18 protein-coding genes are annotated in these 22,793 nt (G+C 33.5%); 1 reads left to right on the top strand and 17 read right to left on the bottom strand.

All coding sequences use genetic code 11. From position 1 onward, the window contains the following. Positions 1-13 precede the first annotated feature (13 nt). The 5 genes from CD001_RS08435 to CD001_RS26355 form a co-directional block, all read right to left on the bottom strand. Entirely contained in the window at positions 14-2,353 is a 2,340-nt protein-coding gene (locus CD001_RS08435; RefSeq protein ID WP_096187078.1) for an FtsX-like permease family protein, read from the bottom strand. A gap of 27 nt (positions 2,354-2,380) precedes the next feature. Then, entirely contained in the window at positions 2,381-3,217 is an 837-nt protein-coding gene (locus CD001_RS08430; RefSeq protein WP_096187077.1) for an ABC transporter permease, read from the bottom strand. Between the two features lie 7 nt (positions 3,218-3,224). Beyond that, positions 3,225-4,145, bottom strand: coding sequence for an ABC transporter ATP-binding protein (locus CD001_RS08425; RefSeq protein WP_096187076.1), 921 nt, complete (start codon positions 4,143-4,145; stop codon positions 3,225-3,227). A 204-nt stretch (positions 4,146-4,349) separates the two neighbouring features. Beyond that, on the bottom strand, positions 4,350-4,973 hold the full coding sequence (locus CD001_RS08420) for a TetR/AcrR family transcriptional regulator (RefSeq protein ID WP_096187075.1): 624 nt from the start codon (positions 4,971-4,973) through the stop codon (positions 4,350-4,352). A 164-nt stretch (positions 4,974-5,137) separates the two neighbouring features. Beyond that, on the bottom strand, positions 5,138-5,311 hold the full coding sequence (locus CD001_RS26355; protein WP_179298667.1) for a hypothetical protein: 174 nt from the start codon (positions 5,309-5,311) through the stop codon (positions 5,138-5,140). 307 nt (positions 5,312-5,618) lie between these two features. Between CD001_RS26355 and katG the strand changes: the two genes are divergently transcribed. Continuing rightward, positions 5,619-7,838: a catalase/peroxidase HPI gene (gene katG, locus CD001_RS08415; protein WP_096187074.1), complete on the top strand. Its 2,220-nt coding sequence runs from the start codon at positions 5,619-5,621 to the stop codon at positions 7,836-7,838. Between the two features lie 144 nt (positions 7,839-7,982). On the opposite strand, the gene cls is transcribed toward katG, so the two are convergent. From cls to CD001_RS08355, 12 genes are all read right to left on the bottom strand, one after another. Then, the gene (cls, locus tag CD001_RS08410) at positions 7,983-9,437 is read right to left on the bottom strand and encodes a cardiolipin synthase (RefSeq protein ID WP_096187073.1); all 1,455 of its coding nucleotides are present in this window, start codon (positions 9,435-9,437) and stop codon (positions 7,983-7,985) included. A gap of 206 nt (positions 9,438-9,643) precedes the next feature. Continuing rightward, positions 9,644-10,291, bottom strand: a complete 648-nt coding sequence (catA, locus tag CD001_RS08405) for a type A chloramphenicol O-acetyltransferase (protein WP_096187072.1) — start codon at positions 10,289-10,291, stop codon at positions 9,644-9,646. Between the two features lie 288 nt (positions 10,292-10,579). Next, positions 10,580-11,191, bottom strand: coding sequence for a TetR/AcrR family transcriptional regulator (locus tag CD001_RS08400; protein WP_096187071.1), 612 nt, complete (start codon positions 11,189-11,191; stop codon positions 10,580-10,582). A gap of 33 nt (positions 11,192-11,224) precedes the next feature. Continuing rightward, positions 11,225-11,845, bottom strand: a complete 621-nt coding sequence (locus CD001_RS08395) for a GNAT family N-acetyltransferase (RefSeq protein ID WP_096187070.1) — start codon at positions 11,843-11,845, stop codon at positions 11,225-11,227. A gap of 424 nt (positions 11,846-12,269) precedes the next feature. Beyond that, the gene (locus CD001_RS08390) at positions 12,270-13,451 is read right to left on the bottom strand and encodes a hypothetical protein (protein ID WP_096187069.1); all 1,182 of its coding nucleotides are present in this window, start codon (positions 13,449-13,451) and stop codon (positions 12,270-12,272) included. Positions 13,452-13,679: 228 nt separating this feature from the next. Next, positions 13,680-14,843, bottom strand: coding sequence for an XRE family transcriptional regulator (locus CD001_RS08385; protein ID WP_096187068.1), 1,164 nt, complete (start codon positions 14,841-14,843; stop codon positions 13,680-13,682). Positions 14,844-14,868: 25 nt separating this feature from the next. Further along, positions 14,869-15,573 carry a DUF5986 family protein gene (locus CD001_RS08380; RefSeq protein ID WP_096187067.1) on the bottom strand — a complete coding sequence of 235 codons (705 nt, stop codon included), beginning with the start codon at positions 15,571-15,573 and terminating at the stop codon, positions 14,869-14,871. A gap of 528 nt (positions 15,574-16,101) precedes the next feature. Beyond that, a complete protein-coding gene (locus tag CD001_RS08375) occupies positions 16,102-17,106 on the bottom strand; it encodes a reverse transcriptase family protein (protein WP_096187066.1) in 1,005 nt (334 codons plus the stop codon). A gap of 243 nt (positions 17,107-17,349) precedes the next feature. Continuing rightward, positions 17,350-19,341, bottom strand: coding sequence for a retron Eco8 family effector endonuclease (locus CD001_RS08370; RefSeq protein WP_096187065.1), 1,992 nt, complete (start codon positions 19,339-19,341; stop codon positions 17,350-17,352). Positions 19,342-19,551: 210 nt separating this feature from the next. Beyond that, a complete protein-coding gene (locus CD001_RS08365) occupies positions 19,552-19,812 on the bottom strand; it encodes a hypothetical protein (RefSeq protein WP_096187064.1) in 261 nt (86 codons plus the stop codon). Between the two features lie 49 nt (positions 19,813-19,861). Beyond that, positions 19,862-20,986, bottom strand: a complete 1,125-nt coding sequence (locus tag CD001_RS08360; protein WP_096187063.1) for a UvrD-helicase domain-containing protein — start codon at positions 20,984-20,986, stop codon at positions 19,862-19,864. Beyond that, a complete protein-coding gene (locus CD001_RS08355; protein WP_096187062.1) occupies positions 20,970-22,574 on the bottom strand; it encodes an ATP-dependent nuclease in 1,605 nt (534 codons plus the stop codon). The genes CD001_RS08360 and CD001_RS08355 overlap by 17 nt, the downstream gene beginning before the upstream one ends. Positions 22,575-22,793: the final 219 nt, after the last annotated feature.

The raw sequence follows: 22,793 nt of genomic DNA, 5'->3' as shown, positions 1-22,793 counted from the left end.
TCTCCGCTCCTATCTATTCTGCATTCCTTTGTACAATGCTAATTTTATTTAAGGAAGCAGTACTCATGATCGTTGTAACTGTCACACTTGCTACGAGCATAAGCGGGCACAAAATATAAGCTTGAACAGGGTCTATGACAAAAGCAATATTTGAAGTGCCCATAAAAGACCATAAAGCACTTACGAACTGTTCACCTACTGTATTTGCTAAGACCGTTCCAACTGCAATTGCCGTTCCTAGCACAATCAATATTTTCGTCACATATTGTACTTGTAAATCCTTTTTAGAAAAGCCAATACTTTTTAAAATCGCAATAGAATAATCGTCTTTTGCTATTAACATTTTCATAAACAATGACGTAATGAGGATCGATATGATGATTGAAACTACGATTGTAGCAACCGTTAATAGTCTTAACTGTTCAACTGTCTCCCCAAAGGTCTCAGCTAAATATCCTTCTAAATGAGTAACTTTAGCCGGGTAGAAAATGTCTGAGTATTCCTCAACCTTCTCACTTACACTTACATGACGGTTTACATCTAAACTAATCACATACCAAAGAACATCTTCATAATTAGAAGGGAATGTTGCTTTCGCTGTTCGACCTCCGTTCGTCACATCTTGATAAATTCCTGTAACGACCAACTCCTGTAACTCATCTTCTATGAGTAAGTGTATCGTCTCTCCTACATCTTTATCTAGTTCTCGGCTATTCAAATACGAGAGTGCTATTTCATTTGGATTTTCAGGAGCATTTCCATCTACATATTCTAAAGGAAAGATCGACATATCCCCTGTCTCTACATCGATATTTTCCAAAGATCCTTCATCACTCAACAGTTTAAACTGACTCGTAACGAAAGGAGCAAATTTAGTAACGTCACGGTCATTTTTTAAATATTCGACACTGTCATTAAATCGTGTAACAATGTCTGATGATTGTTGGAAGTCAATTCGGATATCACTTTGACCAATCCCCATATAACTAATAAAGCTAGGTGACTGTATCGTATTAAGAAAGTTTACAGGAACAATCGTTGCAAAAGTAGCGATGACGAAAATGATAAATAATATAGCATACATTTTGATCCTGCTGAAAAGATCCTTTAATCCAATTGATAAATGAATAGGCAATGAATGAAACTTTCGTAGCGGTAAAACATAGCTCTTCTTTTTCATTTCACCATATTCTGCAGTCCTGAGTGCTTGAATAGCCGTAATTTGATCAAACTTACGTAATGTCATACGGCAAATAAATATAACAATTAAAAATATGAAGATAACAGCTATGAACGGCACGACCATTTCAAGAAGACTCTTCGGTGCTAATCCTAAATAAATCAACATATTCTCACTAAATAACGGTGTGACAACCATTGACAATAGATAACCGATTATTGATGCTGCACCAGCTATGACGATGTACTTCATTAAATAGATTCGTTTTATAAATGTTTCACTTATACCAATTGCTTTCATTACACCGATCTCACGATATTCTTCTTCCAATGTAGCTATAATCGTCAGGCGTAAACATAAAATTGCAATGATCATAAGTAACAAACTAACGACGATAACGACAAGGGCAATAATACCATTTGTTAACGCATTTAACACTTTAAACATTGAATAATCAATTGCTGGTCCTTGACTCGCTAAATTCGAAGATTGATACGATTGGCTAAACTCACTCATTTTATCTAGATCATAAAGTTGAAATTCAATCAAATACTCCGATGTTCCGATGTTTTCGGAGAGTACTTCATAGTCAGCATCACTTACTAAAAATCGTTTAGAATGAACGATCGAAGGGTTCATAAGTGAATCACGTAAAAAATGAGTGACTGTAAAGTCCATTTCAATCTCCTCAGTCGAAACTGTCACGTGATCACCGAGCTGTATAAGATCGTTCTGTTTATAATAGATCGGGACACCTACTGCCCCATCCTCTACTTGAACGATTTCATTGTTCAAATCTAATAAAAAATCAAAAGTTTCATTTTGCTTGACGAAACTAATGTCCATCACACTACTTACTTGAGGTTCACGGCTAGCCCCAAACATAAGGTTTGTACGGTCAATATTCACCATCTCTACGATTTGTCGTTTATCGACAAGAGGATGTTCATCTGACCACTCATTTATTGCAACTTGATCCAATTCACCTGCATGCATTTGAACATAATGAGGGGCGTCCGCTTTCGTAAATAATTGTTCCATCGAATCAACTAATTTGATGATCATACTTGAACCACTAGCAATAAGCAGAGCTGAGAGCATCATAAAAATAAATAATATGATTGAAATCCGTTTATTCCTTCGTAAATCATTTAGTAACATTTTCAATAACATTTCACTAGCCCCTCGTTTCTAACTAGACTATTGTTGAAAAATATCTTTTTTCGTACTTGAACGGTCGATCTTTAAGAAATCGACTTTTGAAAATGCAACAGTTGCAAGAAGTAAAAACAATAATCCAAATAAAGAAATAATGAAGAGACTTAATTGCGGGGTAATCACTATATTGTTAATTTGATACGCTAGTTGCTCTGAAACTAATTCGTCGGTCGACAGCGACATTTTTTCTAAACTAAGCGTTCTAAAAAACGATGCAGCATAAGTCATTGGGTTGAATAATGCAGCAAACTGTAACGCATCAGGTAGAAGGCTAATAGGTATATAAACACCACATAGAAATGTAATTGGCGTCGTAACCGCGACTGAAAAAACTTGAAAAGTTTGATGATTCTTTATTGAAGTTGCTAAAAACAAGCCAAATGCAGAAAAGACAAGTCCAACAAAAAACATAAAGACGAAGATCGCAATCGGTGTAAGGGGAGATCGATAAGTCATGCCGATAAAATAGCCAATGATTAAGATGAGCACACCTTGAAGAGTAGCAATCGTTGTTGACGCGAATATTTGTCCAAGGGCAATTTGAATTCTTTTAACTGGACTGACTAGCACTTCTTTCATATAGCCAGACACAATATCCTCGATCGTAGAAGTTGCTATATTCATCGAAGTTTGAAATACAACGATAATGACAATTCCCGCTAATATATAGTGAATGGGATTACTAATATATACACTTACAAAAATCGTACTTAATAGATACAAATAAAAGAACGGCATAATCATGAGTAAAATAAGTTGAACGCGATTTCTGAAAAACAACTTTACGTTTCTTAACCATAAGGCAGTGATGATCCGCATCGTAAAACTACCCCCTAATGTCTCTTCCGGTTATTTCTAGAAAGACATCATTCAATGTTCCTTTTTTAATTTCGATGTCGATAATAAATGATGAATGTTCATGAAGAATCTTCAGCAGTCGTGATAACTCATTCACCTTGATAGTGAAGCTTCCTAATTCCTTGTTTTTCGTATAAATCATTTCATGTTTAGCTAATAATGCTTCTAAGCTGTTTTCTTTCATCGTTGTGATGTGTACAACGTCTTTTGTATATTTATTTTTTAAAACGTTTGGTTCATCAAATGCGATAATCTTCCCTGAATCCATCACTGCTACACGGTTACAAATTTCAGCTTCATCCATATAATGAGTCGTTAAAAAGATCGTTACATTTTTTTCTCTTTGCAGCTTCAACAAGTAATCCCAAATATTTGCTCTCGTCTGTGGGTCTAACCCTGTAGTCGGTTCATCTAAAAATAACACCTTTGGTTCATGTAAGAGACATCTCGCTATTTCTACTCTTCTCTTCATCCCCCCGGATAATCTACTAACGAGTTTCTTTTTCCATTCCAGTAAATCAACGATCCGTAATGCAGTCATTATTCTTTCATCCATGAGCCGCCGAGGGATTTGATAAAAATGGCCATGCATCTTTAAATTTTTCTCGATTGTCATGTTATAATCGAGCGTCGATTCTTGAAATACGACTCCGATAATCTTTCTAACTTTCTCTTTTTGCCTATCAACATCTTTCCCATCGATCAATAATGTGCCAGACGTTTTATGTGTAATCGTACACAGTGTGTTAATGGTCGTACTTTTTCCAGCTCCATTTGGACCTAAAAAACCAAAAATACTCCCTTTTTCAACTTCAAACGAAACATTGTCTACCGCGGTGAAACTTCCGTACGTTTTCATAAAATCATTTACAACAATGATGTTTTCCATTGTAGTCTCCTCTCTGTATGTGAAGGGGGCGGAGCCTCCAACATTTAGCAGGACATTTCAACATGATTTTTAGAAGCTTATTCGTCATATTTTTCTAGATTTATAGATGCCGGTCATTTATCATCTTTCAAAAGGTAGTTATTCGAACAGCTGCCTGTTCTGAAATATTCATTCCTGTTATCGTTTGTTCTAATGATTTGCCATCTAACTGAACATTTCCTCAATATATCCGAAGCTCCCTTTTTTCGCACCTAACGTCATTTCAACTATATGTGTGAACGCCTTCGCTTTCTGAATGATCTCTTCAGACTCCCAGTTGAAAATCCCTTCATCGAACAAAAACTGGGATGAGACTAATAAAAATTCAATCGTTTCTTTAGGATAAGGCGTTTGAAACGACCCTTCCTCAATTCCCTGTTCAATGACTTCTGTTAAAATAGGCGTTAACTGAAGAATTGTCTCAACAATACTTTTTTGATGCATTTCTGCATTGTTCACTTGATGTAATTGTTCAATCATCCCCTCCTTTTTCCCTGTATCGGCATTTTGAGCCATAAGAATCTGGAATATTTTCTCCGGTGCTTTTAAATCCGGATTTTCAGCAATTCCTTTTGCTGCTTTTACTCCTGCATCAATAAAACGTTCAACAATGACATCCATTAATTGTTCTTTCGACTGGAAGTAGTAATAAAATGTACCTTTCGCAATTCCAACATCTGTTAAGATGTCATTGATTGTCGTTTTTGCATAACCTTTTGTGATAAATAACATTTCTGCGGCATTTAAAATGTCATTTTTTCGCTCTTCTGGACTTTTATATTTTTTCATGATTGTTCCCCCATTTATATAGATAGACCGACCGTCAGTCTATAAATATGATAATTTTTTCCACTTACTTATTCAATGCTTTTTTTGTTAATTTTTGTAAAGTTTATGTAACTAGTTATTTATATTTTCTCTCCGTCATGAGATTTGTGATTTTTTTGACTCGCTCAACGCATACCATTACGCTTATGGAAGCTTCTACTAAATGCATTCATCCCAAAACGGCTTCCATCCAATTTCCAGCATGGTTTCGGTGAATACGAAATCCAGTCTAAGTCTCCAGTCGGTTTTGCAACAAATCCATCAAGACTGACATTCATTTTTAAAATGACTTTTCTCATTTAGACATCATCTCCATGATTTCAAATTATCAAATCGAAGCTTTCATTATTATTCTGCCAAGTTACATATTTCGTGCTTTCTCTTAAATTGATTATCTGTTAATCAGGCTAAAATACCCGATTTTTCGAGGGGGAAATGATTCAAATATATTTTTTTTATTCTTACAAGATTTATTTCTTTCATTTTAAATAATAGTTTATTATAATAATAACATGAAAATAATTATTCTAATCTAGTTCGTGAATTTCTTACGACTAGAAGCATAATTATTTACTACTCAATCTTTTATAAAAGGAGAGGAAAAGTATGGATTCAAAAGACAATAACAACATTGAAAAGTGCCCGTTCCATGGTGGTGCTACGAGCAGCAAATCAAGCGGTACTACAAATAAAGACTGGTGGCCAAATGCGCTGAACTTGAATATTCTCCAGCAGCATGACACCAAATCCAATCCTTTGGATGAGGATTTTAATTATGCGGAAGAGTTTAAAAAATTAGACTACGATGCGCTTAAGAAAGATCTTACAGAGTTAATGACAGACAGCCAAGATTGGTGGCCAGCTGATTACGGACATTACGGTCCATTTTTTATCCGTATGTCTTGGCATGCAGCTGGTACGTATCGAACTGGTGACGGCCGCGGTGGCGGCGGAACAGGTTCACAACGCTTTGCTCCACTAAACAGCTGGCCTGATAACGCAAGTCTTGATAAAGCACGAAGATTACTATGGCCAATTAAGCAGAAGTACGGTAACAAACTCTCCTGGGCTGACCTTCTTGTTTTAGCAGGAAATGTCGCGATCGAATCAATGGGAGGTAAAACAATTGGATTCGGAGCTGGACGCCCAGATATTTGGCATCCAGAAGAAGACATTTACTGGGGTACTGAAACAGAATGGCTCGGAGACAACCGTTACACTGGCGACCGCGATCTAGAAAATCCTCTTGCGGCTGTTCAAATGGGGCTTATTTATGTAAACCCTGAAGGTCCTAACGGAAATCCAGATCCACTTGCAAGTGCCCGTGATATTCGAGAAACCTTTAGTCGTATGGGAATGAACGATGAAGAAACAGTTGCTCTTACAGCAGGTGGGCATACGTTTGGGAAGGCGCACGGTGCTGGAGATGCCGAAAAGCATGTTGGGCCAGAACCAGAAGCAGCTCCACTTGAAGCACAAGGACTAGGGTGGAACAACACATATGGCAGTGGCCGTGGTTCTGATACGATCACGAGTGGAATTGAAGGTGCTTGGACGCCTACTCCGACACAGTGGGACAATAGCTTCTTTGATATGCTATTCGGATATGAATGGGAATTAACGAAGAGCCCTGCTGGTGCACATCAATGGAAACCTGTTAATCCAAAAGAGGATCATCTTGCACCTGATGCAGAAGATTCATCGAAACGTGTACAAACGATGATGACTACTGCAGATATGGCATTACGTGAAGATCCTGAATTCGCAAAAATTTCTCGTCGTTTCCATCAAAATCCAGACGAGTTTGCTGATGCGTTTGCACGTGCTTGGTTTAAACTTTTACACCGTGACATGGGCCCTCGTGATCGTTATCTTGGACCAGAAGTTCCAGAAGAAGAGTTTATTTGGCAAGATCCTATTCCAAAAGTTGATTATCAATTGACAGATGCAGAAATCGAAGATCTGAAAGCGAAGATCCTTGATTCTGGACTTACAATTAGCGAGCTCGTAACAACTGCGTGGGCTTCTGCAAGCACGTTCCGCGGCTCAGATAAACGTGGTGGTGCCAATGGTGCACGTATCCGACTTGCTCCACAAAAAGATTGGGAAGTAAACCAGCCGGAACAACTTGAAAAAGTACTTACTGTGCTTGAAAACATTCAAAATCATCTTGATAAAAAAGTGAGCATTGCTGACTTAATTGTACTTGGTGGTAGTGCCGCAGTAGAACAAGCTGCAAAAGATGCAGGCTTTGACGTAGCAGTTCCGTTTACTCCTGGACGAGGTGATGCGACCGAAGAACAAACGGATGCTGAAAGCTTCGACGTACTAGAGCCTTACGCTGATGGTTTCCGTAACTATCTGAAGAAGGAATATGCAGTAAGACCAGAAGAACTTCTTATTGACAAAGCACAGCTTCTAACATTAACTGCACCAGAAATGACAGCTCTTATTGGCGGCATGCGTGTGCTTGGTACGAATTACGGTGGTACTCAGCACGGCGTCTTCACGAACAGTGTCGGTACTCTCACAAACGACTTCTTTGTGAACTTGCTTGACATGGGAATCGAATGGAAGCCTGTTGACCACAACGTATATGAAGGACGCGACCGCAAAACAGGTGAAGTCGTACGTACTGCAACGAGAGTTGACCTCGTGTTCGGTTCTAACTCTGTTCTACGTGCCCTTGCAGAAGTTTACGCTCAAGACGATAATAAAGAAAAATTTGTCCGTGACTTTATTAATGCATGGGTTAAAGTAATGAATGCAGACCGTTTCGACCTTAATCCAGTTGACACGAAAGCAGCTCAAGTAACGAGTAATTAAGAGTATAAACGAACCGCCGTCAGTTTATTGACGGCGGTTTTTCTTTGGATCTGCCTAAAAAAGTGACAGTCTCTGCTATATGTTACGAAAATGTAATGCTTAACAGATGGAACCATTACTTGAATCAATCCGTGATCATCTCACCTACAAAATTGGCGAGAGAAGGCGGGAGATTGATTCTTTAAACCGGACCCAACCTGAACGTTTTTCATACTGTTCAAGAGTTAAATCCAAGCTTTCACGACTGTCTTCTTCAAACAAATCATACAGATGTTGAGCAATTTTTTTATCATAAATGATGGCATTTACCTCGAAGTTCAGCCTGAAGCTGCGCATATCGATGTTAGTCGTTCCAACAGAGGCTACCTCTTGGTCAACGACAATTGTTTTAGCATGTAAAAAGCCATTATTATATTGCAAAATTTTAGCTCCATATGATAGAAGCTCGCCAGCATAAGCCAAGTTTGCCCAATACACAAAAGGATGGTCAGGTTTACTCGGAATCATAATCCGAACATCAATCCCAGATAGTAAGGCCATCTTACAAGCATCCATAAAGCTGCCATCTGGAACAAAATAAGGAGATTGAATATACACGCTTTTCTTAGCAGACATAATGAGCTTTAAGTACATATTTTTTAAATGCTCCGTCCGGGAATTCGGGCCACTCGAAATGATTTGAATCATACTGTTCGCATGATAGCGACTTTGGTTCATTGAATATGCTTCATAGTCTATCTTCTCTTGGTTCGTCGCTTGTTTCCAATCCAGTATAAACCTTCCCTGAATATGATTAACTGCCTCACCTTTGATTCTTAAATGAGTATCACGCCAATTTCCGAATCTCTTATTAAGTCCCAAATACTCATTACCAATATTGAAACCGCCAATATAAGCAATTTTTCCATCAATGATGCAGAGCTTTCGATGGTTACGGTTATTTATTCTGAGATTAATTAATTTGAGAAAAGAAGGAAAGAAAACTTCCACTTCTCCTCCGTTCTCCAGCAGTTCTTTGAAAAAAGCACGACTCATCCTCCTTGAGCCAACTTCATCATAAAGAACTCGAACCATTACTCCTTCCTTCGCTGTCTTTGTTAGCTCGTCTCGTAACTTTTCCGCCAAGGAATCCCGCTGGATAATATAATATTGAATATTAATCTCTTTTTTCGCAGCTCGAATATCTGCAAATAATGAGTCAAATTTATCTTTTCCATCGTGAAAAATCGTGATGTCATTATCGTCAGAAAGAAAGGCATTCGATGATTTCAAGTTCATCCTAATTAAATCGGCATACTTTTGGAGCATAGGCTTCTCGTTTAGATCCGAATGATCTAATTGATCAATCTGCTCGTTTACTGCTTCACGTAAAAAGTGTCTCTCTTCATTTGACAGCTTGTAAAAGTTTTTTTGCTTTAGTTGCCGTCCAAAAAAGATGTAGACAATAAACCCCAATATTGGAAGAAAAAACAAGACTAAAAGCCATGCCCAAACAGAGCTCACGTCTCTTCGTTCAACAAATATCACAATTAAAGCGAATAAGATGTTTAAAACTGTAATAAGTCCGACCATGATCGTACTAAAATTCAGAAATTCCATTGCTAATTCTCCTACGAGTATGATGTTTTCGTTCAGTATCGATTGACTGTAGTCAATTTTAATAGTATAGACCGCATGATGAATGTTTATTTTACCTGTGGGTTCCAACATTTTGCAAGTTGGTTGATGGTAAAGCATGTGAAATACTTGTTTTTCTAAAAAAAGGAACTGATTAAACAGTTCCTTTCGCAGAATAAACTAAACATCTATACCCATTCAACACTTTCATCAGCTAATTTTTGTAATTCATTCATGAAAAGACTTGCATGGAAACCATCACACACAGCATGATGAACTTGTAATGAGACAGGCATAAATAATTCACCATCTACTTGTAAATATTTACCACCTGTAATAATCGGTAAAAGGTAATCACCCTTATTATTAATATTCAAATTAAATCCAGTAAAAGAACTCCAAGGAATCATAGATATCGGTATATTATTTTCTGGAATCGTCGTTTGTGGAAACAATCGACTCTTCCCATTATATTTTTCTACATCTTTCTTATATTGAGAATGAAACTTAGAAAACGTAGTAAAGTTTGGTGACCAAATGCTTGAAAATGTGTATGTCTTTTTATCAAAAATTGTATAAAAAGGCAATACCTCTGTCCAATAACCTAATTGTCCTTTTGAGTTGAAACTTGTTCTAAATTCTTTATACGAATTAGCTATTTTTGTAATCATATAAATAAACGCTGGGTATAACGTATAATTCTTTTTCTTCAAGTTCTCCATAAGAATAGTAATATTTATTTCATTTGTAATGCTAAATGTTGTTTGTTGTTGTAAATAGTGTTCAAAATACTCTTTTCGATACCAATTCTTTCGGTCTATCATATTGAATTCCATTTTCAACGCCTCCTAAAATTTTGGATTTTATATTTAGGAGGCCATTTTGTCTGCTTTTTTCATTACACTCATCCCTTTGCAACCTTACAAGATACTAAAATTATAGATATACTTATTCCTATCGTCAAACTCTCTCTTCCACATACTTAGTACTACTAACGTAGTATTCTCCTAATAATCGCAAATAAGGGAGCAACTAAAACGTAAATGTTTATTTCACGAAATCAGGAGGAGATTAGCAATTTTAATTTTTAGTTCGATGTAGTATTTTTGGAATACCTCTCCTTTTTAATCTAAATAGTCTTCCTTCACTAAAGAAGCTGTCACGATATTTAATCGTGGTGTTATAAATTGTTCACCTAGTAATAGTTTCATCATAGCTAGCCCTTGTATTGAGGCGAAATAGTAATACGCCATTTCTGTAACATCTCCATCTTTAAACTGACCAAGTTTCTGGCCTTTTTCGATCAAAATCGCAGTTTGTTCCATCATGGCTTCACTTTGCTTTTTAAGTAGTTGAACTTGATGGGATGGATGATCCATTGTAAATGCCTGGCTCATAATCATCAGAAAGTTTGCGAATTCGTCATCTTTCTTAAAATCATTTAAAATCTCTAGCGTAAACTCTCGGATAATGTCATATGGAGACAAGTCGCTTTCAAACCGTTTAACCAAATTTTCTATCCCAACTGTAGCATAGGAAACAAGTTCATTAAATAATTCATCTTTCGTTTTGTAATGGCGATATAATAGACCGGTGCTAATGCCAGCACTGTCTGCAATATCTTGAACTCCAGTTGCCGAAAAGCCTTTCTTAGCAAATAGTTTAATCGCAGCAGAATGTATTTTGTCTTTAGTAGCTAGTCTCATTGCTTCAAATTGTTCTTTTGTTCTAGGCAATCGTTCTCCCTCCTTTAACAAGAAATTCTATCCTTATTTTTTCACGTATCTCAATGACAATAAATTATTAATTCCGTTTCTCTTCGCTATTCTTTTCGGAATAGGCTTTCGCTTGTATACTTCAAACCCTAACTTCTCATACAAGCGCATTGCTGGAATATTCGTATCAGCAACCTCTTCAATTACATAATCGTTATACGGGGTGTTTTGAATAATATACTGGAAAATTTGTGAGGCCACACGCTTCCCTCTGAATTCAACAGCTGTTCCAACAAACTCAATCGATCCAGTATTAGTTGGAAAATCTTCATAGGGAGCTTCAAATTCCTTTTTAAGAATGATCCCCGCCATACTCCCTTTGATAAAACCTAAGTGCTTTCTCAACTCATTTTTATTTAATCGTACTGACAGTGAGTTTCCATCTGTACATGCAGTCATTCCTGCAACTTTATTACCTACTATAGCTACATAGAACTGATCTAAAACAAACATATGTGCAAAAGCCTTCGCAAGAATGTTCTTATCTTTTGAAAAATAACCGAGCCATTGAGAAAAGCCTTCAGCAAATATTTGGGCCATTTGATTTCTTACATCGATATGTTTATCTATTTTATTTGCTTTAATAATCGTAAGCTTACATTCTTCTGCTTGCATACGTATTCTCCTTTTTTGATGAATGAATATATTTTCATTATAAAGGCTTCTTTCATCAGCGTCAATAATTAAGTAATCAAAGTAAACTAAAGTTAACGACAAAAATACCCTGAATTTGCAAAAGTTTTTTACGAAATCAGGGTCGTTAGGCAAAATGTATTTTTAATTAGGTGTCTTTTTAACAATTTGGGCCACGCACTCAACATGGCTTGAGTAGTGATCGCAGACATATTGATGTAGTGGTGTTTACCTTAATAATTCATTTTACTAACTAACATTTATTCCGAAATAGCCAGCTTTAGTAATACGTTCTTCTTCGTCCGCTAATCATTGTCAGCTTTCTATCAAACCTGTTCCATTTTAATATTGTACTACAATTTGTTAACCCTTTAACCAAGTCGTTACCGATCTCTTGTAACTTTTATTAAGCTTCACTGTCAGGTTCTAAAATTTCCCTAAATAAACTAATTCTATCTCCAAGTAATTCATCAGTACCATCAGTAAGAGGATCAATCCAGTCAGCTTTACCCTTTGCCCATTTTAACCATTGTAATAATTTTTCTTTATCTTCTTCCTTATCAACTTTTGCTATTTCTTTCTCAATTTCATATGCAAATTTTCTTATCCGGACGGCTTTATCCCAATCATTAGCATGTTGATTCAATAATTCAAAACGTTTCAATTCCTCTTCTTTTTTCATCGCTATCTCTTGCTGAATAATTTCCTCTTCTAAACGTCGATTATTTTCTAATTCACGTTTTTCTCTTATACGCTTTTCAACATGAATTGCTTCCATTATCCATATTACAATTTCCCCAATATTCTCTTCTATTTTTTTGGTTTCAGTATCATTCCAGTTTTTACGCTTTGCATGATATGAATCTATACCGAGATGAAGCATTCCAGTTCGTTCATAATCATAGGTTGGAGTAGAAAAACTACTTTGCAACTCTTCCTTAGTCGGCTTATGTTCAATTCTTCTCTGCTTTTCTCTTAAAAATACAGGAACAGTATCCGCATCAAGACGGATATGCAATTCATTATTTTGATAATATCCATGAAACTTAGGTGCTTTTAATTCTATCGTATATCCTAAATATTCTAATGCTTTAAAAAGGGTATTATATATCCGGTATGCACGGTCTTTTTGTTCGTCAGATATATTCAAGTACATAACCCTACTCTTAGAAGGTTTTGTATTCACATTCTTAGAGCGGTGGTATTGTTTTGTATCTATTATCAAATCATGAGGCTTCGTTAGTTTATGTGGAACTATTAATGATGAACAATATTTTTTAACCTTTTGACGTTGCTCCTCAGACAAAAACAAAAGCAAGTTGTCCATATTTTTACTAAATGAATCGCTAGAATTTATCGTAACCTCTATTTTATCTGGTCCATCTGATTTTGGTAATGGTGGAATATCAACTTTATAGCCTGATTTAACTTTTACCCAATGGCCAGCTTTGGGCAAGGGTATGTCCATTTTTATACATTGCTTACGCAGCGCTACATCTGACACACCGTAACGTTTAGAAAGAGTATTCATAGGTACTTCCCAAACCTCTTTATATAAGTTCTCTCGCTCATAGACTCTTGTTTCCATAGTATCTCTCCTTGCTTATGAACAGCTATGATTTAATTCCAATAAATGATAGCGCGAAATTATTTATTTGGAAGTAAATTAAAGGTTACTCACGCTATAAAAAAAGTCACTTTTAGAATTCAACAAACTCTACAAAGCGACTTTTCTATATGACTATATTCTATAAATTTGTTCTGCATAACTTTCCATTCTAAATAGCAAGCTCGCTCTTTAAATTTGTTTTTATAACTAACTACTTTGCTTATTTTTAAAATCTTTTATTTTCAAAACAACTTTTGATTGGCTGTTATCCATAAATAAAGCAGGTTCAACACCACAAATCATTGCCAACATCTTAGGTGTAAGATATAAGTTATATTGTTCAGCAATCTTCAATGGAATATCATGCCCTAGCAGAATATTTTCATCAATTAACAATTCTAAAGATTGTTTGAAAGCTACAGGTAAAGTTACTTTTGTTTTCAAATCAAAAGGTTCTGGATTTCTCCATTTTCTATAGTGCATTTGCTTATATAATTTTACTTCTTGCTCTGCTGAAATTACATTCAAATCTCTTGCTCGCTTAATCATAGCTGCCATAGAAACATTCCATTTTCTTTTAAGACTATAATATGTGTCTATTTCATCGACTATTTTCGACTTTAATTCATTTCCAAAAGATTCTCTTGGCATTAAAAATATAGAAGCAAAATTATTAGCTTCATTTTCAATAATCTTATATTCATCTTTATCTAATTCTTGCGGATTTATATTTTGATGAAGCACCCAATGACCTATTTCATGAGCAATACTAAATTGTTGCCTGTAAAACGAACCTGAGTCGCCTGTTGTAATTACAAAATAACTGTTACCGTTAACGGTATTCATACTACTAAAAGCATCAACTTTATCTTCTTGATAATCCATATTTATAACTGTAAATCCCATTAATTCTGCAACTTCGATAATATCCTGTATAGGGTCAACACCTAAATCCATACATTTTCTGAGGCTTAAAGCAATTTCTTCGGGGTCATCTTTCCCTTCATAGATTTCTCTTTCCTGTAAAGCAGGAAAATCTATATACTGTTCTAAAAAATCACGTACAATAACTGAATATTTAAGAGCAATTGAAGCAGGCTCTTTAGACTTCTGAGTCGCAGTTAATCTTGATCTAAAAAAAGTACCTTCATTTTCAATGGAATATTTGTCTGTTGTATAAAAAAACTCTCTTGGATATCCTAAGATATTATTTATTTGAAGTGATTTTTCAAAACTAGGATCACTATTTCCATTTTCGTATTTTGAAATCATTTGCTTTGTGACATTTAATTTCTCAGCTAATTCAGTAATGGTCAACTTATTGAAAAGTCTCGCTTCCTTTAACCGTGTTCCATTAAATATCTTTTTCATAGTAACTATCTCCAAACTCAATTTATTAGCTTTTTAACTTTACAATGCGTTTCTTTTCTTTTTTTGTTTTATGAGTAGTACGACTATCACGTTTATCTGGGTCAATACTATCGTCTTTCAATACTAGATTGTAATTGACATCTATAAGTTCTGTTAAATCTTTTTCCCATACCGTCTCATGTTTAGTATTAAAAGCAAACGCTTTAACAGTTGAAATAAACGAGGTGTCAAAGGCGAAAACAATAACCTTATTAGGATCAGTTTCCATCATATGTAGCATTTCTCTTGCTTGCTGTTTTAAGTCAGCTTTCTCCTTTTCTTCTTCATGGAAAAAAGGGAGTGTCAACTGTGAATCGAAACTCTGTATTTCATCAAGCTCTTGATTAAATAGATTAAGCAACCTTAGATAATGATTATCCTTACCACGTCTAATGATTCTTTTTAAATTTGCTTTACTAAAGAACACGTAAATTTCATCTTCTGGTCCATGAATAAGTATGGCTTCCCATAACTTACCTCGGCCTAATTTTATTGACTTTAGGTCAAATTTTTCACAAATTTGCAGAATACTGTTATATCGGAAATCCCACCTTTGGGTGTATCTACTATTCTGTGTACCTTGTCCAGATTCATTATTAATAGATTGTAAATATAATTGACGTGATTCGGGGTCCTTTACGACCAAAGTATTTACAATTGATTTAACAACCTCTTTTTCTAAATTAATCATTCACAACCCTCCTATTAAGTATTATTTTAGATTATTTTAATAAAAAGTCAACTATTAAGTATATATCCCTAATAAATATATACTGAATGATTGTCTAGCATTATAAGATAATTTTGCGAAATAAGAGGTAAAAAAGAGAAGATACTCTTACCGGGACAAGAGATGGCATGAAAAAAAAACCCGAAATCGAAAAAGATTGCTTTTACGAAATCAGGGTCGGCTGGATTTGTTTAATTTTTTACAAACAGATTTACTTTTTAATTTGACACTTTTAAAAACACTATCTTTACTTCCTACAGAACGAGGATATATTTACAATCTACGAAAAGTTCATAACACAATTTTAACAAAGCTATGGGAGAACATTTTCACCAAAATTAATGCGTATTATAAGAATGAACTTCGTGACAAACTGCTGGTAAAAAACTTGGCGGAGAAGGTAAACTCTAATGCCTGTATTCATTTACGATTTAATGTTTTTTTCTTATTAATGCAAACAATACAATTTAACCATTATTAAGTATCTAGTTACTGATATAACAGTTCGATGGCATTCTGTATTCTAATAACATACCTATTGATTTTTTTATTATTATAATCCTCTAAATTTTCTCTATCTAAAAATTGTAATAAAAATGCCCTATACCCAGCTAAATAATTTAGTAGCGAATATTTATTTTTAATTTCTTTATTAAATCCACCATCGTTAATCTCAGAAATTACTTTCGTTGTGTCTAAGTTATTCTTATGCTTATCAATTATAAATAAAACCTTTGATAAGCCTTTTAATTTGCTCCTTGAAAGCCGTATGTTTTCCTCTATAACAAATCCATTTAAAGAAATAGAATCTTGCTCATATCTGATTTTATGTTTATTTATTTCGAATCCTCTTGAGGATAAGATATATTTAATTTTTTTTATAAAGAACTCCTTGTGCAAGAAATCATTATCAGAAGAAAATAAAAGATCATCGGCATATCTAGAGTAGTTAATATTAAATTTTTTGCAGTACTTATTTATCCTAATATCTAATTGCCTGAATACAATATTAGATATAGTAGGAGATGTAATTGCACCTTGTGGTAACTTTCCATTTAAAGTGACTAAATCAATAAAAAATTGTAATTCTTCATCATTATTTGTATTAGTATTTAGTCGAAAATAATAACTAAATACAGATTCAATAGTTTGACTTGTAATATTCTCAAAAAAGTTCTTAATGTCCAGTCTCAAAAAATACTTTTGTCTAACGTGTGGTTTGAGGTAATCGCTATATGATTGACCTGATACAAAACCATAAACATAATTTGGAATAGATACTTTATTAAGGAAGTTAAGACGAATGCTTTGTTGAATTTTTGATAAAGCAGAGTTTTTTTCAAGGCAGTTGATTGTACGAAAACCATTTTTTTTGGGAATTTTTCTTTTTGTATAATATCTATTTTTATCATTTAAAATTTCTTCAACTTGTGTTTTTGAGGTGGATAGTATCTTATTATAAAAGAAATCTTCCTTATATATGTATATTTGCATAACGTGTCCTCTTTTTTAGAGAAGAGGGAGTACTTTCTCACAATTACGCGTAGCGCCTAAGCAGCGATAATAACAGTGATCCCATACAACATGATAACAAATTATAGCGGCGGCCGGCACTTCTAATAGTAACACTAGACCCTTGGCTTTTTATATCCAACCGATGTCATTCTATGTAGAAATAACTGGAATATAATTCTCAAGGTATGGAATATTCTATACTAATATTCCTTGCTACTCCCTCTAATCCAACTTATATATATTTTTTATTATATCGTAGAGTTCCGGAAAGTAAATACTAAACTGTTCTACCTGTTCCTCTCTTGATTCGTGAATATTTATCTCTTTATTAAAAACATAATCTAGCCATTCAGTTACCCAACCAGAGGTTTTATCATATTTAGCTCTAAGTCTATGAATTAAAAGATATGACTTTCTAATGTTTTCAGGAAAAGAATTTGTTTTTTTATCTTTCATTACATTCTTTAAGGTGTCGTATTTTCCATTAACAATTAGACGAAATGTTGTTGTTAAAGTCTCGTTATTACTGGATATATTAAATAAATCACTTATATATCTTTGATCGTGTGGATGTTTCTCTATTAACCAATCCTTAAATAAATTTATATTATTATAATTCACCAAAGAACCTTCAATCGTTGTGTTAACCGGAAACACTTTATATTTTAGACAATAGTCCTTAATCAATTCCTTAAATGTTATAAAATAATCACCATAAACTGTACACCAATATTTATTTAAACTATATTTATAAGAACTCAGTAAATTTATTTTAGTTCTAATATCATATAATTTTCTGTTTTCCCCAAAATGAAATATTTCTTTTTCATGCTGCTTTTTAAACTTTATATTATCCAACGGATTAAGAAAATCCTTTTTCCCATGTTTTAATACGGGTGTTCCCACATCATTGACTTCAAAAATATAATCATTATCTACAATAATTAAATACGGTATTTTCGTATTTCTTATCTCTGGATGTATCGTTGAGATATTTACAGTGTCTCCATCGTATGAGTAAAAGTCTACTTTTCTTAAAAAAGGAAAAAGAGTCAATAAATATTTATTGTTAAATAACTCTAATTCTGTATCACCTTCAACAAATACAATTTGTTCAGAAAAATAGTAGCTGGCTTCTTCATCAGATATTATGTTCTTTTCCCTATGATCTTGAAACTGGTTAATTATCGTTATGTCTGCATAGTCATTCCTCTTGTTAGTTGCATGTAGAATGTTGTAACCTTGACTTTTTTTCATTATATTTTTTAAAACTCTAGGTGCATGCGTGACTATAATAGTTTGATTTTTATTTTCATCTCTTATTAAGTTATCCATTAAATCATCTATAAACTTTGGATGCAACCCAACTTCCGGTTCATCTAGTAGGAGTAAAGGAATCTTTAATTTTTGTTCTGCTATCTTTGCCACTAAACTACAATATAACTGAAGATAATTAAACGAGTTTGTCCCTTCCGAAAAAAAACTTAAATCTTTATATTTATACGTTAATTTTTCCCCACCTAATTGCAGTTTAATTGTATTTAAGAATTTCTCTTGATTGGTAAAAGGATTAATTATTATATTGTTACTGTCAAACTTATTTTTTATTATTTCTATAATTTTACCAAATGAAGCTCCATAATGTTGTTGTGTGAAATTCTCAAGATTCTCTTCCAAGTTAAAACGAGGTAGTTTAGCCATATCGCCTACCATTTCCCATAATGTTTCCCAATTTGTATCTTCATTATTTTTAACAGATATATAGTAGAATGGATAAACTGTTTTAAGAACTTTACGCAATTCAAAAGATAATCTCGGTGTCCATTCTTTATTACCATCTTTGTCTATATATAATTTAATAGCTAACATATTATTTTCATCTACAAATGTAATTAATTCTCCAAGATAATTCATAAACTCGCTTTGCTTAATCTCACCAATGGCCCTTTTTAATGAATAACCTTCATGAGCCTTGATAAAATAGTTAAAATCAAATATTAGCTCAATTTCGGTATGTTCATTATAAGGGTTATTTTTATCAAATATTGTAAAATCAACTTTTTTACCTTCCAGAGAGTCATAAAAATATTGTAAAGCTTTAATAAAGGTTGTTTTGCCAACCCCATTTTGACCAATAAGACAGTTATTTTTATCTAATTTTATATCTAATTTCTTTATAGATTTACAGTTGGCCAATTTTACTTTTTTTAACATATATTAATCTCCCAGTTGCTTTTTGCAAATTATCTTTTATCCGGTTATTCACCTGTTAGTTGTTTCCCTAATATTAATTATACATCAACTAAATAACCGCTTAGTTATTAACATTTCAATCCCTTTTCTAGATGTTTGTGATTTTATATACTCTACTTCATATGAATATCAAAATAGAAAAACCACAGAGATAACTTTTACTTATTTTTACTATCCTTTCTTAATAAATGTTGGACAGTTTCTTGGTATTGTGAATGCCGTAAACTCTTTGCCCATTCCCTTATCTGGTTGATTTAGGATAGCTTCTTTTAAACTTGGGTTACTAAAACCTATAGGCATAGCACTATCTCCCTCATAAATTGCATTAAGATTGTCTATGTATCGGCCTTTTGTCTTTGCACAGCTACACTTTTTCATTTTTAGATCAAGGCTAAAAATATCGTTACATTCTAAACATAATAAAAGTTTCATTTAAGTCACCTATCTAAACAGTAAATTTAATCTTGAACCTTAACAAATATTACGTATAAACTGGTACGTCCATACTATCACTCAATGTATATCCTTTAACTAACTCATTCGAGATCATCTTTTGATCCGTTACAAACACCACACTGTACCTAGCTCTAGTTAAAGCAACATATAAGCCCGCTTTAGTTTTTGGACTACTTACTGCTTTATAATCGCCTTTTAAAAATTTATTTACTGGGCCATTTGGATAAATAAGAACTCTATCAAACGTAAGTCCTTTAGACTTGCCAAAATTTAAGGGTGAATAAATTTCCGGTATATTTTTTGTCCTCTTATCATATCTCAGCACAACAGGAGAATATTTTTTTACATATTCAAAAACTTCACTGCTTCGAATATAGAAAACACCATCATGTCCGGTTTGTTCACCATTTAGGGAAGTGGTTTTAGGCATCTCAGGATAAAGAGAATCAGCTATATCACATATTAACTGGTTACATCGGAAGCAGTCTGTCTTGTATTCAATGGAACACAATCCTTCTTCCCGCCATTCACTAAACAAATCAAATATGGTTTGTCCTCTATATTTTTTATTTCTCCTTGAATTATTGGTGAAGTAGGTAGCCTGACGGTTATCTCCAACTATAATATTATGTATATTAGATTTTAATAATAGATAAAGGAAATCTAAATCTGTACCCGCTAGGTCCTGTACCTCATCAATCATAACGATATCATATATACTCTCTAATCGTTCAATAACCAAACCACCTGATATTGAGTTAACTTCAAGTATGAAATCACATAATTTATCGGTGTAAATATACTTACCATCTCTGAAATAGTAATTTTCAATATCCTTTTTTGCTACATAACGTGTAGATTGACCATTAACGAATTCTATATTTTCAATTCTTTTCTTCTCATATAATAGATTTTGATAAGGTCTTACACATTCCCTTAGTAAAAAGGAATACCATGTTTGAACAACAACATTTTTTGGGATATATCCAAGCTTGTCAAAAAACTTTTTCTCAATTTCTTTTGTATTATCTATTGTAAATGTAGTTATCAATATTCGCTTGTCATTATAGTGCAATGCTTTGTCAACTAGATCTGACGACTTCCCTGAACCTGCAGCAGCAATTATTACCTTATTATTTAATGGCTTCATTTATATACTCCGGTATAACAATTTGTTTATTTGAATCAAATATACACATCGCACACTCACTTTTATTTCCTGAACTTGTCATATATTTAATAAGCTCTTCCTTAGAAGTATAATTTTTACCAAAAATATCATTTAAAACAGATAACTCATTCACTGATACTATCTGTGGTTCCAGCGTTGCGTATCTTGTGTCCTCACTGTAGCAAATTTTGATTTTAGGATGATTAAGATAATGGTCACCATATTTTTTAATAATATTTTTATCAACATTTCCGTCATTATCAGTGACAACAGCCACTTCCTTTTTTAATAAATCAGCAATCTCTAAAAAACGTTTAAATGACAATCCTCTTACTGTTATGACATCGATACCATCTTCGATTGGAAGTCTATTATACTCCTGATAATAGGCTTTTTGAACAATTAACTCATCTGATGGTCCTTCAACTAAAATGGCTTTATCAGCTAGCAATAATCGAAGTGTATCGTAACCGGGTAGTTTTTTAAAATAAGTATATGTATCTTGGTTTAGATCTCTTAATGTCATGTGATTGCTATTATTCATCAATACTACTTTGTCTAAGCCTAGTTTATTTAAAACATAAGTGCTATGTGTTGTGATTATTAGCTGTTTCCCCTTACATTTTTCTGTAATCTGATTAATTAATTTATACATATTAGAATGGGATAAGTGATTTTCTGGTTCTTCAATTAGAACTATCTGAGCTTCATCAGCATTTGATTCAAGAGATAATTTCAATTTTACTGAATTTTGTTCTCCCTTTCCGATAAAATCAAAAGGAATATCGTCCAAATATGCAGTTAAATTGGATTCCCATCCATTTTTTTGAGATATATCTAAAGAAATAGCAAGTTCTTTATCTGAGATTTCTCCAGTTTTTTCAGAGAGTGTATTATTAATCTGTGATATTGATTCAATTTCAGAGAACCTCTCTTTAATATCTCTGAAATTAAAGTTAAGGGTTGCACGTTGTTTCGGTTCTAAAACATCACCAATTACGCTTGAAATATATCTATCCGTACCACTCCATGTTTTTCCTTCCGTTGGATCGATTAATACACATTTAACTGGATTACTTCGCGGAGTTATTGGATTAGATGCAAATGAATACCAATTAACTTTATAATACTCAATTGGTATGTTTTTTATATTAGTAGATTGTTCTATATATTGTTGATATTCTTCAGTATAATCATCATCAAACTCAATGGATAAACTTATGCCGCATGTATTTTCTTTTTTTAAATTGTTTGACCCTTTCCACGATATAATCTGATCATTTTCCTTTAAATATAATTCTATAAGTATGTTAGGAGGGACCTCCTGTTTACCATGTGCAATATTGTTTATGTAGTCTTCAACAACTTTTTTATTAAAAAGAAAGGGGTTTAACTCATTATGTATATTTCGTTTATTTAATGTACTTGTTAGCGCTAAATTAACGGCTTCTAATATAGTAGATTTCCCTTGTTCATTATTGCCAACCAGAATATTCATTTCATCATCTAGTTTTAAATCTAGATATTCAATTGATTTATAATTTTTAATAACTACTTTTTCTATCAAAGAATTAACTCCTTTCAAATACTGTAATGTTAAACTCTGTACATAAAAGTAAGCAGAAGAATACCCTAACGGCGCTATCCTCTGCTTATCATGATGTTTTGATATTAGTTTGTTATATGGAATTGCTGGCTTATACTTACTATTTTGAATTTATTGTCTATTATTGTCAATTAGAAATAACAGTATTTGACTCACTTATAAATTCACCTAGTGTTGGCA

Source organism: Evansella halocellulosilytica (assembly GCF_002335745.1).
GTDB classification, from domain to species: Bacteria; Bacillota; Bacilli; order Bacillales; family Salisediminibacteriaceae; genus Bacillus_CA; species Bacillus_CA halocellulosilytica.
Note: the sequence above shows the minus strand (reverse complement) of the source record. Positions and strands in the feature narration are given on the sequence as shown.